Consider the following 14,092-nt stretch of genomic DNA (forward strand, 5'->3'; position numbering starts at 1 on the left):
CGCATGACGTTAAATACCAAATCTTCGTCAGCTCGACCTACGCCGATTTGGTGGACGAAAGACGGTCGGTCATCGAGTCCGTCTTAACCTAGGGCATATTCCTGTGGGGATGGAGGCATTCCAAGCCAGCGACGACACTCAATGGGATTACATTAAGCGGCGCATCGATGACAGCGACTACTACGTACTCATCGTAGCAGAGCGGTACGGCTCAGAGTTGAAGGGTAAGAGCTACACCCAGATGGAGTACGAGTACGCCGTCGCCCAAGGCGTGTCTACCGTGGCGTTTTTGCTCGAAGGCGGTGCTCGCAAGACGTGGGCCGCGGAAAAGGTCGAGTTCGAGAAAAAGGCCAAACTCGAGAGATTCCGAAAGCTGTATGAAAAGAAGCTCGTCAAATATTGGCGCAACAAGGACGATTTGGCGGGTAAGGTTGCGATGGCTATTAGACGTTATGACCGTGGTCTGAGCGGCGGCCCGCCCTTAGTCTTTGCAGCTGTTAAGCAAACGGGGGTTGCTCGGGAGTGCCGAGCCGAGCCCCAAGCGAAGAAAGGACGAGCCATGGAGCAAGATAACGTTTTTTACGTCGGTGTCGATGTGTCGAAAGCCAAGCATGCTGTTGCGATTGCCGAGGGCGGACGCGGTGGAGAGGTCCGGTATTTCGGCGAGGCGTTCCCCGCGCGTCGTCACCGGAACGTCGTAGCCGTGAAGCCGAACCGTGACGGTCCCGTCATCATGAACAAGCGTCACCTCGCCAGTCATCGTGATCGTGTCGCCTTCGGACAGTTTCGCCATCGGCATCGCCCTCGCAAAGGCCGCCGCTGAACTGGACGTGGAAAGCGCCATCATCGACGGTGAGATCGTCGTATTGAACGAGACTGGCCTGTCTGACTTCGGAGCCTTGCGGAAAGCCATCACCCGACGCCAGCACGACCTCTATTCGTCGCCTTCGATCTTCTGCATCTCAATGGTCACGACCTGCGCGACATGGCGCTGGAGGACCGCCGCGAGATCCTTGCCGAGATGATCCCGGACGGTGGCCGTATCCAATTCAGCCAGGCGCTTCCCGGCGAGGCTAAGGCGATCTTCCCACCTGATAGACCAGGCGGGGCTCGAAGGCATGGTGTCGAGGCGCAAGGACAGCAAATACCGGAGCGGCAATTGCGACTGGCTGATGGATTGACCCACGACCTCACCACCGATTTGGCAAGCTTTCCGGGGCTCGTTCTCGAAACGATTGCCATGATCCACCCTGAGCTTTCCAAGCTCAGAGCTCCGGGGGTTCGAGTCCATGTTATGAGCGCTTTACAAAAAATCTAATAGAATCAATTGCTTAAATTCATGTTTTGGTGGGCCCGGAGGATGTTTGGAAAAGAAGCTAAATCAAGCAGTTAGGAACCAGTGGGACAGCAAAGCATTCAAATCTGTTCCAATGTTTTTCGATGTTCTTGTCCCACCTGCGGCGCTACATTTCCACCCGATTAACGCCTCGCTCACCTTAACACGATGAAAGGAGGATCATGACGGTGTTTCAGTCTCACATTGGAAGGTCGCGGTAGAACCATTGACGACGCTCTGCGACGAGCGAGGAGCGTCTCGTTCGGGGCCGTTAACGGCCTGGCAGCTTTCAGGATGACTGGCAAGAAAGCCGACCGTTGCGCCCAGCGTAGTGCGGACCGCTTTGCGCCAAAAGCGGTCATTGATGTTGGTTCCGCGCCAAAGGCGGACGAGCTCGTAACCGATTGAAGCAACCGGAGGCAGTTATTTGCACGAGTAAGCGCAGTGACTCCGGAGGGCTTGGGCGCCCGCCACGGATCGCCGTTATCATCGAACGGGCTACCGCGGTAGCTTTCACTGCGGAGCGACAACTGACGTTCGGCGTCATCAGAAAAAGGCGGACTCTGGCACGGTTCTGGTCTATGCCGACGCTCGTTGCCGGTCCGCCGGCCTTTTGCACCTGGTCCATGAATGAAGCGCCAGCCCACGACGTCGAGCCTGTTACGCCGACTCAATCGTTCGGCCGTGGTGGATTTGATCCGCACCGAAGGAGTGGCATCACCTTCGAGCCTAGCCGAGCGACTGAACATCAGCATCCCGACGGTGATGCGGGTGATCGAGGATCTGATTGCCGAGGATTTGGTGGCGTATGACGGGTTTGACGAGGCCAATGTCCGGGGCCGTCCCCGGGCACGCATCAAGTTCCGCGGCGCGGCGCATGCGATCATCGGCATCGAGGCCGGCAAGGGTGAGTTCTACGGCGCCGTGGCCAATCTCGAAGGCGTCGTGCAGACAGAAATGCACGAGACCGCCGACGATGATGGCGAGCGCAATTTCGAGAAGCTGCTCGGCCTGATCCGCCGGTTGATGGCGGCTCCCCGCCCACGCGGCCAAACCATTCGCGGCATCGGCATTGGCCTGCCCTCGATCGTCAGGCAGCCGGAGGGCGAAGTGGTGCTGACGCTCGGGCTCGGCTGGCGCGACATGCCGTTGCGGGCGCGGCTCAGCGAGCATTTTCAGATGCCCATCGTCGTTGAAAACGGGCGCAACCTCGCCGCCGTGGGCGAATGGGGATTCGGGGCCGGGCGTGGCGCCGACAGCGTCGTGAGCCTCTCGATCGGGCCCGGCGCCGGCGCGGGCGTCGTGATCGACGGCAAGCTCTATGGCGGGCACTCGCATGCGGCGGGCGAGCTCGGCTGGTATCTCGATGACCCCCTCCTCACCGGGCGGCCGTTCGAACATCTGGGCGACAAGCAATCGTTGCGCTTTTTCGGCATCCCCGAACAGGCGACCAAGATGCTCGAAGAGGCCAACACCCAGTATGCGGCGGGGAAGCTCACCCTGGCTGCCGTCACCGACCGGCAGGCGGGCAAAATCGCCCCGGTCGTGACCGAACTGCTCGACTATGCGACGATGGCGGTGGGCAGTGTTGCTGCCTTCATGAACCCCGAAATCATCGTACTGGCGGGCCGGGTCGTCGGCGGCGGTGATCTGGTGCTCGATGTGCTGCGGCATCGCCTCAAGGGCAATGTGTACGACCCGCCGCGCCTCGTGATCGGCGCGCTGGGGCACCGCGACATCGTGCTTGGAGCGGTGCGCCTGGTGCTCGATGCGACAACCCTCAACCCTGCCGACAGCCTCGTGATGGCCGACTAAGATCAATCGATCGCGATTGACAGCGACTGAATCTCGGCATTAAGTTTCTAACTGAAAGAAAAACCGTGTCCTGCGTCGTGTGGGAGCGTATCTTTCGTGGGAGGACTTCAAGATGAAGATTTTCAATCCGCTTGGGCGGACGATGCAGCGTCGTGACTTCTTGAAAGTCGCGGGTGCAAGCGTCGCGGTTGCAGCCCTGCCGGCGGCGGCTCGCGGTGCCGAGCCCGTCAAGGTGGTGCTGTGGTCGTGGGTGCCGGATCTCCAGCTTCAGGTCGACCTGTTCAACGCCGCGCATCCGGGCATCAAGGTCGAACTCGTGAATGCCGGCCAGGGGAACCCCGAATATCAGGCGGTCCGTGCGGGTCTGCAGGCGGGCAGCGGCCTGCCCGACGTCGTCCAGATCGAATACCAGCTGATCGAGACCTTCCGCCAGGTCGACGCCTTCGCCGACATCGGCCAGTACGCCAATGCCCATAAGGGCGAGTTCCCCGCAGGCCTATGGGCGCAGGTCGCCAAGGGCGATGTGGTCAACGGCATGCCGCAGGATTTCGGTCCGATGGCGATGCTCTATCACAAGGACATCTTCGATAAGCATGGGATCACGCCGCCCACCACCTGGGCCGAGTTTGCCGATGCGGGCAAGAAGATCCATGCGGCCGATCCGAATGTGTTTATCACCGACGCGCCGTTCGGAGCCAATGCCGACTGGGCCTTGGGTCTGTTGTGGCCGATGGGCTGGAAGCCGGTCAGCCGCGATGGCGACAAGCTCGCGATTAACATCAACGACAAGATTGCCAAGGACTTCGCCGCCTATTGGCAGGACCTTATTGACGCGGGTGTCATCGAGACCAAGCCGGGCTTCAACAATGAGTGGTACACCGGCCTCGATTCGGGCCGCTATGCCACGTGGCTCGCTGCCGGCTGGGGTCCGCTGTTCCTGACCTCGGTCGCCAAGACCAGCGTGGGCAAGTGGCGTGCCGCCGATCTGCCCCAGTGGGACGCGAGCAAGTTCGCGACCGGCGCTTGGGGTGGCTCAGCGCTAGCCGTGATGAAAACGACCCAGCATCTGCCCGAGGCCGCCGAAGCCGCGATCTGGCTGAACATTAATCCCGAAGCCACAAAGCTCTACACCACCAAGCAAAACTTCTTCCCCTGTACCAACGCGTTGCTGTCGAGCCCGGAATGGGCGGGCAACAAGCCGGAGTTCTTCGGCGGCCAGGAAGTGAACAAAGTGTTCGCCAAATCGGCGGCCGCAGTCAGCAACTTTGAGTGGAGCCCGTTCCAGGACTTCCTCTACCAGTCGATGGCCGATGAATTCGGCGCCTCGATCGGCGGCAAGGGCACGCTGTCGGATGCGTTCGACCGCATCCAAGATGCCGTGGTCGCCTACGCGAAGGAACAAGGCTTCACCGTAGACTGATTTCTCCCGGGCAATGGCCGGGCGCGCTTGACCGGCGCGCCCGATCTCTTCATCTTGCCGGACGGGGACCATGGCAATGTCGAATTCGCCAGCCGCCGCGACGCGCCCAGCGCGATCGGGCGGTTTTACGTCACGAAAGCTCGCGCCCTATCTGTTCCTGGCGCCCTTCGTGCTGCTGTTTATCGCCTTCATCGTCGCGCCGTTGGTCTATGCGTTCTACATGAGCCTCTACCGCGACACGCTGGTGGGCGGGCGGCAATTCGCGGGTGCAGCCAGCTACATCAAGGTCACGGGCGACGCCAAATTCTGGGGCGGCGTGTGGAACCTCGTTCTGTTCGGCATCGTGCAGGTGCCGATCATGCTGAGCCTGGCGCTGTTGTTTGCCATCGTGCTCGATCGTGGCCAGGTCTATGCCAAGGGCGTCTTCCGGCTCGGCTTCTTCCTCCCCTACGCCGTGCCGAGCGTGATCGCGACGATTATCTGGGGTTATCTCTACGGCCCCACCTTCGGCCCGTTCACGCAGATGGCCAAGGCGTTCAACCTGCCGCCACCGAACTTCCTGTCGCCGGGCGCGATGATCTTCTCATTGGCCAATATCGTGACGTGGGAATATGTCGGCTACAATATGGTGATCTACTACGCCGCGCTGAAGGCGATCCCGTCGGACCTCGCCGAGGCCGCGCGGATGGATGGCGCCTCGCCCTGGCAATTTGCGCGGCTGATCCAGCTGCCGCTGCTGTGGCCGGCGATCCTGCTCACCATCATCTTTTCGATCAACGGCACACTGCAGCTGTTCAATGAGCCGTATTTGATGCGCTCGCTCGCCGGTAACACTATCAATTCGAGCTACACGCCGAACCTCTATGCCTATTCGCTGGCGACTCAGAACCAGCAATATGGCTATGCGGCCGCCGTCTCGTTCGTGCTTGGCATCGTAATCGCCGGTGCCTCCTACATCTTCACCCTGATCACCAACCGCCGTCGGCCGGCGCAATGATGACTGCGACCACCGACATCGCCACTTTCGACGCTACCAGGCGCCGGCCCGGCGAACGGCGGCGCTCGCGGATCATCCTCACGCTGCTGCTGTCACTGTTCCTCGTCTACAGCTTCGTGCCGCTGGTCTATCTGGTCCTATCGGCAACGAAGACGAATGGCGACCTGTTCACCACGTTCGGCTTCGGCTTGGGCACCGAGTTCAACCTCTGGCAGAATCTGAGCGATCTGTTCAGCCGCGACAATGGCATCTTCTCGCGCTGGATGTTCAACAGCGTGCTCTATTCGACCGCCGCCGGGCTCGGTGCCGCGATCTTTGCTACCGCGGCAGGCTATGCGTTCGCCAAGTTCAAATTCGTCGGCCGCAATCTGCTGTTTGCGCTGGTCTTGGGCGCTGTGATGATCCCGCAGACGGCCCTCGTCGTGCCGATCTTCCTGCTGCTGGCGCTTTCGGGTCTCAGCGACAATCCGCTGGGCGTGATCCTGCCCTCGATGATCTCGCCGATCGGCGTCTATCTGATGCGCGTCTATATCGACCAGGGAGTCGACGACGAACTGCTCGATGCAGCGCGGCTTGATGGCGCCGGCGAGTTCGTGATCTTCCGCGCCATCGTGCTGCGGCTGGTGGCGCCGGGCATGGTGACCGTGGCGCTGCTCTCGTTCGTCGGGACCTGGAACAATTACTTCCTGCCGCTCATCGTGCTGCGCTCGCAGGAGTATCAGCCGATCACGGTGGGCCTTGCGACCTGGTATCAGCTCGCGCAGCAGGGCGGTGGCGGCGGACAGGTGCTGTTCTCGATCATCATCACCGGCGCGCTGGTCAGCATCATCCCGGTTATCGTGGTGTTCCTGCTGCTGCAGCGGTTCTGGCAGGGCGGCCTCACCGCCGGCTCCATCAAATAGACTATCGCCTGGAGTTTTCCGACTATGACGACTGCCTCGAAATCCGCGCCGCTCTCTGTCTGGCGGCCGATCGCGACCGACACTTTCCTCGTCGGTACCCCGCATTACCCAGAGCATGTCGATGAGAGCTATTGGCAGCGCGACGCCGACCGCATGGCAGCCGCGGGCTTCAACGCGGTGCGACTTGCGGAATTCGCCTGGCATATTATCGAGCCGCATGAGGGGACGTTCGACTTCGATTTGTTCGACCGCGCCATAGATGTGCTGGGCAAGGCTGGCATCAAGACCATCATGTGCACGCCGACGGCGACGCCGCCGCGTTGGCTGACGGTGCGTTATCCCGAAGTGTTGCGCGTCGATGCCAATGGCCGCGCCATGAGCCATGGCTCGCGCCAGCACGCCAATCTTGCGAGCGGAGTGTTCCGCCAGCATTCGAAGCGCATCACTAAAGCGATGGCCCAGCATTATCGCGGCAATTCGCACATCATCGGCTGGCAGACGGACAATGAGCTCAATACCTCTGGATCGCTGTCCTACGGTCCGGTGACTCTGGCCGAGTTCCAGGCCTTCCTCAAGGACAAGTACAAGACCATTGCCGCGCTCAACGATGCGTGGGGCGGGCATTTCTGGGCCACCGCCTACGACGATTTCGATCAAGTGGTGCTGCCCCTCGACTACGCCCCTGCCCCGGTCGGGCCAACCCATATGGTCGACTATCACCGCTTCCTTGCCTTCGTCACGGCGCGGTTCCAGCACGATCAGGTGCTGATCCTGCGCGCCACCAATCCAGACTGGTTCATCTTCCACAATCTGGGGCGGATCGACGACATCGACTTCCGCGGCGAGTTCTCGACCGATCTCGATTTTCTCGGCTTCGACATCTACCCGCATCTCTATGACGAGATGCAGCGGGTCGGCGGCGTCGGCGAGGTGCAGGCGCTGCATCTCGACATCTGCCGCGGCTTCACCGGCAACTTCATCGTGCCCGAACAGCAATCGGGCTTCGGTGCGCAGCCGAACATCTCGACGCTGACGCCCGAACCCGGCGAGATGCGCCGCATGGCCTATACGTCAGTGGCGCGCGGCGCCGATGGCGTGATGTTCTTCCGCTGGCGGCCGGCGCATTTCGGCGCCGAGATCTATTGGATGGGCATTATCGATCACGACGACATCCCGCGGCGACGCTATGACGAGGCCAAGCAGTTTGCGGGTGAGGTCACGGCGCTCAAGGACAAGATCCTCGGCACGCATGTGCGCATGGATTTGGGCATCGCCGGATCAGATTTCGACAATCAGGAGATGCACCGCTCCTACCCCATCGGCATGCCGAGCCCGCAGGACGATGCGACGCTGCTGCACCGCTATTGCTACCGCCACAACATCGCCTGCGGCTTCATCCATCCCGAGGATGATCTCAGCAAGCTCAAGGCGCTCTACGTGCCGCATTGGCTGAAATGGACCGATGTGTGGACGGCGCGGATCGAGGCCTTTGCCAAGGTGGGTGGAACGGTAATCCTGGGCGGCCGCACCGGATCACGCGACGTTAACAACCACGTCATCCGCGACACCTCGCCGGGCAAGAGGCTCTCGGCGCTGGCCGGGATCACGGTCGAGGAGTTCGGGTTGCTGACGCCGATCGGCGGGGACGGCCTGTTCGAGCATGGCGGCCGCTTCGGCGCCAACACGGTGCGCAAGAAGCTGCCGGCGACGTCGGCGAGCCGCCAATACAAGCTCAAGATCGGGAATGCGCAGGTGACGGCGGCGCATCTTTATGAGCTGCTTAACGTCGCGCCCGGCACGGAGGTTATCGGCAGCTGGGCCAGCCGTTTCGCCGAGGGCCGAGCCGCAATGACTTCGCGCAAAGTCGGCAAGGGCAATGTGATCTACCTCGGCACGTACCTCAGCGATGCTCTGGTCGAGGTGCTGGCCGATCAAGTGCTGGCGCCCGCCGGTATCGTGCCGCTCATCACCGACATGCCGGCCGGCGTCGAGGCGACGATCCGCGAGAGCAAGGACCGCCGCCTGCTGTTCATCCTCAATACGATGGGCGAGCCGTCAAGCATCGGCAATGTCCCCGCGGGCAAGGATTTGCTCGGCGATGGCAAAGTACGCGGCGGTAAGCTGTCGCTCCCTGCCTATGGCTGCAGCATCATCGAACTCGACTAGGGATGTTGTCGCGAGGCTTTGTGAAACGCTCAATATCTTCTGTCCCAGTGATCTTAGATTGGGCAGCAATCTCCACTCTAGGCATCCTTGTGCTGCCACGTGCCACGACTTTCGGTGCGACCGTCACGAACACGCTTTTCGTACGTCCCTCGATCCTTTCGATGAGAAGCCGTGCCGGCGTTTGCGCAAAGTTCGGCCCCGACTGATCGAAACTTGTCATGGAGGCGATACTGAGATCGCAAAAGGCTGTATTGTCGTGACCCATTATTGCCACGTCGCCTGGCACATGCAGACCCAGCTCCCTGGCAACGCTCAAAACCTCGAAAGCGACGAAATCCGTCCAACAAAGACCGCTTCGGGGCGTGTCGTTTGTCGAAATAGTCGAAGCGCTTGTTTCATGAACATCCTTCTGATCACCATCCCGCCGCTGATCGTCTACCTGTTCTTCCACCGGCAGATCGTCGCGGACGGCTGGCGCTGTAAAGGGATAGGAAGTTATGGACCCGTGTCCGCTTTGGGCCAAACCGGACATCATGTCGTCCAAGCCGAACGGCTGCTTTGAGGAAACGGCGAATTTGATCTCAACAGCCGACATGAGGCGCGAAGCGGTCATCCACGGCTCTGCCTACGAATGTCGCCTTCGGGGTCATGATCTCCGGTTCGGCAGAAGTCCGATTCCAGACAGGATATCGCAGCTGCAATAACCATGGGATCACAGATGCTGGCATTTCACACCAGCTTACTTCCTGCCGCGGCATCCTCGATTTGGCGCGCCAACCATCCATTCGTACGTCGTTGCCGCCTTTTGCCGCACGCGTTGCCCAAGGGTCTTTCCAGCCTTGAAATAGCTGGACTATACATGGCTGCACAAACCTGACTGAAAGGAGGACAATAGGACTTAAGAGCAGACACAACTCGCCTTTCCTAGCTCATGGATCGAGTCAATCACCTGAGTCGTTGGAGATAGCGAATCTAGATTGGCCCACTTCGAAGCGAAGTAGACCATAAGTGATTGAGATTAAATAATTTTGGTGGGCCCGGAGGACGTTGATTCTATTGCGTTTTTCGTGGGCCAAAATTAGAAAGTTTCCCGTATCGTTCCGTATTGTCTTGCGATTGATGCCGACATCAGATTTCGACACGCTAGCGCGAAACACTATCGGCTTGTGGCGACGTCATTCCCTATCAAGCCATGCCATCAGCCTACCCCGCCGCCAAAGCCGTCACTTCCCGCCGGAATGGCAGCGCATCGCCAATATCGGCTTCATCCAGCTCGCGGGCGAAACGGTGGCCGGCGTAAGTTGCCCAGGCAATCGGACCCGGCGCCTCGGCATCGCCTATGACCTTGATCGAGCGAATGCCATTGTCGGCCCATTCGTCGCGCCGCGCTTTCAGGTCGCGCCAGACCTGGTCGTCCTGTTGGCGCGACGTCACCAGCACCACGGCGTCGGCGGCAATGTCGCGTTCGGCACAGGTGTAGGTGCAGGCGGTGGCGACGCCTCCCGGCACGACGCGCGTCACGGTCCGGTTCAGCACGATCTCGACGCCGAGTTCGGCCAGCCGGCGATGGATGGCGCCTTGCTCCAGCGTGTTGCGGGTCCAGTCCGACACATAGGCGGACGGCGTAACCAGCGTCACCTTCGCGCCCCGGCGCGCCATAAGCTCTGCCAGAACGCCACCCATGTAGTAGTGGTCGTCGTCGAACAGCACAACAGTGCCGGTCGGTACATTTCCGCCCATCAGGTCGTCCGGGGTATAGAGCGGCATGGCTGGATCCACCGGCATCGGCACGACATGGGCGCGCGCCACGCCGTCGCGGCGCCATGTCGAACCGGTGGCGATGGCAATGTTTTGAAAGCCGAATGCGAGAATATCCTCGGCCCACAATCGGCTTTCGAAATAGTTGTCGACATTGGACATCTGGCTAAGCTGATACTGACGATAGTCGCGCACGCGGCCCCATGCCGAGAGGCCGGGCAAGCGGCACTCGCGCGCGACGCGGCCGCCGAGCTCTGTGCCTGCTTCGGCGATCGCCACCTGATAGCCGCGCAGGCCGAGTGCACGGGCGGCCTCCAATCCGGCGGGGCCGGCGCCGACGATCAGCACGCTATCGCTGTCGCCCTTGGCCTGCATGCGTTCAGGATGCCAGCCCTTGCGCCACTCCTCCATGAAGGTCGGGTTCTGCGTGCAGCGCGAGATCGACATGGTCATGTCGCCCGTGATGCAGATGTTGCAGCCGATGCACTCGCGAATGTCCTCGATCCGCCCCTCTTCAACCTTCTTCGGCAGGAAGGGATCGGCGATGGACGGGCGCGCACAGCCGATGAAATCCAGCGTACCGGACTTGATCATCTTCACCATCACATCCGGCGACGTGAAGCGCCCGACGCCGACCACCGGCTTCGAGGTCAGCTTCCTGATTCCGGACACCAGGCTCTCCTGCGCGCCCTCCTCCTTGAACCGCGACGGCCCGGAGCAGTCCTCCCAGGCGCCATGCGCCAAGTCCCAAAGGTCGGGCAGGTCGGCATGCATCTCGATCATGTCGCGCACTTCGGAATTGGCGAAGCCGAGCTCGCCGATCATCTCGTCCAGCGACAGCCGCAGCGTCAGGCCGCACGTGTCGCCGATGGCACCCCGGCCTTCTTCGATCAGTTCACGCATCAGCCGCGAGCGGTTTTCCAGCGAGCCGCCATATTCGTCACTGCGCTGGTTGGTGGCGGTGGACAGGAAGTGTTGGATGATGCCGAAGCCATGCGCGCCGTAGAGACAGACCAGGTCGAAACCGGCCAGCTTGGCGCGTTTGAAGGCATTGCGATGCCAGCGGCGCAGGTCACGTATATCCTGCTTGTCCATGGCGCGTGCCTGGACTGGATCGTTGGTGAAGGTGCGGATCGGCAAGGCCGACGGTCCGCGCGGCACTTCCTTGGTGTAGAGGTTCGAGCCGTTGATACCGGAATAGGCTAGCTGGATGCCGGCCAGCGCGCCATGCTGGTGCATGGCCTTGGCCATCTTCGCCAGAGCTGGGATGTCGGCGTCGTCCCAAAGCCTGAGCTCGATGAAGGGCGTGATCTCCGAGGTGTGGTGCATCTCGGTCTGCTCGGTGAAGATGACGCCCCAGCCGCCTTCCGACTTGATGCGGCGCATCTCGGCCGCGGCCGATGGATCACGATAGCCGCCGCCATTGCAGTGCGGCACCTGGTAGAAGCGGTTCTTGGCGGTCACCGGACCGATCTTCACAGGCTCGAACAGAATGTCGTAGCGTGGATCGCGCATGGAACTTGCCTTCCTGCCAGCTCAGCCTTGCAACATGCCCGATCATGGTTCGAGCCGTAGCGCAAGCCGGCCAGCCCAGCGGGTTGATGCCGTGAGAGACCATTCATAAGTTGCGGCAAGCGCCGGGAAACAACAGATTTCTTCTGTGCCGGTTAGGACGCGCCTAATCGGTCAACGCCGCTTGGATTAGCGTCCGCTGAATCCCGGCTGAGCCAAATGCAACTTCAAGACCGACGCGGCGCGATGCTAGATAGCGCGCACGGCCAACGAGACGCAGGACGCATGGACAGCATCCAGATCCTTGAAAAGCTCATGGCATTCCCGACGGTAAGCCGCGACTCGAACCTCGCCCTTATCGGCTATGTGGCAAAGCTGCTGGACACGCACGGCATTGCTTGCCAGATCATCCACAGCGAGGACGGCCACAAGGCCAACCTCTTTGCCACAATCGGACCAGCCGGCGCTTCCGGCATCATGCTGTCCGGTCACACCGACGTCGTTCCAGTCGACGGGCAGGCCTGGACGCTGCGGCCTTTCGAGATGACGAAACGCGACGGCAAGCTTTATGGGCGCGGCGCAGCCGACATGAAGGGTTTCGTTGCCTGCGCGCTCTCGGCCTGCCTCAAGGCCTCGAGAATGACGCTGCGCACGCCGCTGCACCTGGCACTCTCCTACGACGAGGAGACCGGCTGCATCGGCGTGCGCAGCCTGATCGACATGCTGCAGACTGCGCCGCACCCGCCATTGCTGTGCATCGTCGGCGAGCCGACCAGCATGCAGGTTGCGACCGGCCACAAGGGCAAGCTTGCGGCGCGCGCCATCTGCAGGGGACGCGAAGGCCATTCGGCGCTGGCCCCCTTGGCACTCAATGCCATTCATCTGGGCTGCGACTTCGTCTCCGCACTGCGCCAAGAACAGGATCGGCTGGCGCGCGATGGCGTACGCGACGGCGACTACGACATTCCCTACACGACCGTCCACGTTGGCAAGATGAATGCCGGCGTGGCGCTCAACATCGTGCCGAACCTCTGCCAGCTCGACTTCGAGATCCGCAATGTCGCGGCCGACAATCCCGACCAAATCCTCGATGGGTTGCGCGCGGCGGCAGCGCGCATTGCCGCTGAGGCCTCAACGATCGCGCCTGAGGCGACCATCGACATCGATATCACCAACACCTACCCAGGGCTGGACACGCCAGCGAACTCGCAGGCCGTAGCCTTCGTCAAATCGTTGACCGGCGCCAACGATACCATCAAGGTTGCCTTCGGCACCGAAGGCGGATTGTTCAGCCGCGACCTCGGCACGCCGACCATCGTGTGCGGACCAGGCTCGATGGCGCAAGGGCACAGACCGGACGAATTCGTCAGCGTCGAACAGATGCGCCGCTGCGACGACATGCTGGACAATCTGCTGCGGCGGCTTGCTGGTCACCGGCTTCAGACGGCCTGATAGGTCGTCGCGGGATCTCTTCGTTTTGACGCAATTCCTGTGGGGAAATCCGTTCTAGACCTTTCCTGGAATTGCTCTATTCCACGACCCGCCCGCTGCCGAACACGCCCTGTTCGACGACGAAACGGCGGCAATGATCGATGAATGCCTGCACTGTCTGGGTGCGGTGCTCGGCGTTGGGCAATGCAACCCCCATAGTCAGAGGCCGCAAATCCCCCTCCAGCGGCACGAAGACCAGCGGCTTGCCGTCTGGCGCCAGCGTGTTGAGCGGCCGCATATTGGCTATGCCGTAGCCGAAGCCGTTCGCAACCATCGAACGCATTACCGCGATGTCGCCGGTGCGCTCGGCAATGTTCGGCCGGATTCCTCGCGAATGAAAGGCCGAAAGGAAATATTCGCGGCTATAGGGTAGGTCGAGCAGCACCATCGGCTCGTCGGCCAGTTCTTCCGTCGTGATGGAAGCCTTGCCGGCGAAGCGGTGCCCTTGCGGCAGCATGACATAGGCCGGCACCAGCATCAGCGGTTCGAACGTCGTGTCCTGCGACAGTTCGAGATCGTAGGTGAGTGCTGCGTCGATTTCGCCTCGCTGCAACATTTCGAGCAACTGCCCCTGGTTGCGTTCGAATTGTCGGAACCGCACCTCGGGATAGGCGCGCTCGAACTTCATGCGCAGGGTCGGCATGACGATCTGCGCGAAGGTCAGCAGGCATCCGACCGCCAGCGGCCCACGCACC

Annotated in this window: 10 protein-coding genes and 2 pseudogenes; 9 read left to right on the forward strand and 3 right to left on the reverse strand. The window is 61.3% G+C overall.

Going from position 1 to position 14,092, the window contains the following annotated elements; genetic code table 11:
- Window positions 1–13: 13 nt before the first annotated feature.
- From NKH23_RS34725 to NKH23_RS31440, 7 genes and pseudogenes are all read left to right on the forward strand, one after another.
- Window positions 14–433 (forward strand): annotated as a pseudogene (locus NKH23_RS34725) (DUF4062 domain-containing protein); the annotation flags it as partial.
- 552 nt (window positions 434–985) lie between these two features.
- A complete protein-coding gene (locus NKH23_RS34730) occupies window positions 986–1,318 on the forward strand; it encodes a hypothetical protein (protein ID WP_502912396.1) in 333 nt (110 codons plus the stop codon).
- A gap of 648 nt (window positions 1,319–1,966) precedes the next feature.
- Window positions 1,967–3,151 carry an ROK family transcriptional regulator gene (locus NKH23_RS31420; protein ID WP_352700492.1) on the forward strand — a complete coding sequence of 395 codons (1,185 nt, stop codon included), beginning with the start codon at window positions 1,967–1,969 and terminating at the stop codon, window positions 3,149–3,151.
- A 112-nt stretch (window positions 3,152–3,263) separates the two neighbouring features.
- On the forward strand, window positions 3,264–4,571 hold the full coding sequence (locus tag NKH23_RS31425; RefSeq protein WP_352700491.1) for an ABC transporter substrate-binding protein: 1,308 nt from the start codon (window positions 3,264–3,266) through the stop codon (window positions 4,569–4,571).
- 76 nt (window positions 4,572–4,647) lie between these two features.
- Window positions 4,648–5,568, forward strand: a complete 921-nt coding sequence (locus NKH23_RS31430) for a carbohydrate ABC transporter permease (protein WP_352700490.1) — start codon at window positions 4,648–4,650, stop codon at window positions 5,566–5,568.
- Complete coding sequence (locus NKH23_RS31435; protein WP_352700489.1) at window positions 5,568–6,470, forward strand: carbohydrate ABC transporter permease; 903 nt, start codon at window positions 5,568–5,570, stop codon at window positions 6,468–6,470. The genes NKH23_RS31430 and NKH23_RS31435 overlap by 1 nt, the downstream gene beginning before the upstream one ends.
- Before the next feature lie 24 nt (window positions 6,471–6,494).
- On the forward strand, window positions 6,495–8,636 hold the full coding sequence (locus NKH23_RS31440; protein ID WP_352700488.1) for a beta-galactosidase: 2,142 nt from the start codon (window positions 6,495–6,497) through the stop codon (window positions 8,634–8,636).
- Here the strand turns inward: NKH23_RS31440 and NKH23_RS31445 are convergent.
- Window positions 8,620–9,015: a substrate-binding domain-containing protein gene (locus tag NKH23_RS31445; RefSeq protein ID WP_352979973.1), complete on the reverse strand. Its 396-nt coding sequence runs from the start codon at window positions 9,013–9,015 to the stop codon at window positions 8,620–8,622. The genes NKH23_RS31440 and NKH23_RS31445 overlap by 17 nt on opposite strands.
- Before the next feature lie 15 nt (window positions 9,016–9,030).
- Between NKH23_RS31445 and NKH23_RS31450 the strand changes: the two are divergent.
- Window positions 9,031–9,127 (forward strand): annotated as a pseudogene (locus NKH23_RS31450) (carbohydrate ABC transporter permease); the annotation flags it as partial.
- A 712-nt stretch (window positions 9,128–9,839) separates the two neighbouring features.
- Here the strand turns inward: NKH23_RS31450 and NKH23_RS31455 are convergent.
- Window positions 9,840–11,909, reverse strand: a complete 2,070-nt coding sequence (locus NKH23_RS31455) for an oxidoreductase (RefSeq protein ID WP_353036344.1) — start codon at window positions 11,907–11,909, stop codon at window positions 9,840–9,842.
- Window positions 11,910–12,191: 282 nt separating this feature from the next.
- Here NKH23_RS31455 and argE point away from each other — a divergent pair, with 282 nt between their 5' ends.
- Window positions 12,192–13,358, forward strand: coding sequence for an acetylornithine deacetylase (argE, locus tag NKH23_RS31460; protein ID WP_353036346.1), 1,167 nt, complete (start codon window positions 12,192–12,194; stop codon window positions 13,356–13,358).
- A gap of 76 nt (window positions 13,359–13,434) precedes the next feature.
- Here the strand turns inward: argE and NKH23_RS31465 are convergent.
- On the reverse strand, window positions 13,435–14,092 hold a 658-nt coding region (locus NKH23_RS31465; RefSeq protein ID WP_353036348.1), incomplete at its 5' end, for a LysR substrate-binding domain-containing protein.

The sequence above is a fragment of the Mesorhizobium sp. M1328 genome, from assembly GCF_040318075.1.
Lineage (GTDB): Bacteria > Pseudomonadota > Alphaproteobacteria > Rhizobiales > Rhizobiaceae > Mesorhizobium.

What these genes read in the sequence shown, in the direction of transcription:
- NKH23_RS34730 (WP_502912396.1), top strand. Translation starts at nt 986, where the DNA reads ATGGCGCTGGAGGACCGCCGCGAGATCCTTGCCGAGATGATCCCGGAC.
- NKH23_RS31420 (WP_352700492.1), top strand. Translation starts at nt 1,967, where the DNA reads ATGAAGCGCCAGCCCACGACGTCGAGCCTGTTACGCCGACTCAATCGT.
- NKH23_RS31455 (WP_353036344.1), bottom strand. Translation starts at nt 11,909, where the DNA reads ATGCGCGATCCACGCTACGACATTCTGTTCGAGCCTGTGAAGATCGGT.
- NKH23_RS31425 (WP_352700491.1), top strand. Translation starts at nt 3,264, where the DNA reads ATGAAGATTTTCAATCCGCTTGGGCGGACGATGCAGCGTCGTGACTTC.
- argE (WP_353036346.1), top strand. Translation starts at nt 12,192, where the DNA reads ATGGACAGCATCCAGATCCTTGAAAAGCTCATGGCATTCCCGACGGTA.
- NKH23_RS31440 (WP_352700488.1), top strand. Translation starts at nt 6,495, where the DNA reads ATGACGACTGCCTCGAAATCCGCGCCGCTCTCTGTCTGGCGGCCGATC.
- NKH23_RS31435 (WP_352700489.1), top strand. Translation starts at nt 5,568, where the DNA reads ATGACTGCGACCACCGACATCGCCACTTTCGACGCTACCAGGCGCCGG.
- NKH23_RS31430 (WP_352700490.1), top strand. Translation starts at nt 4,648, where the DNA reads ATGTCGAATTCGCCAGCCGCCGCGACGCGCCCAGCGCGATCGGGCGGT.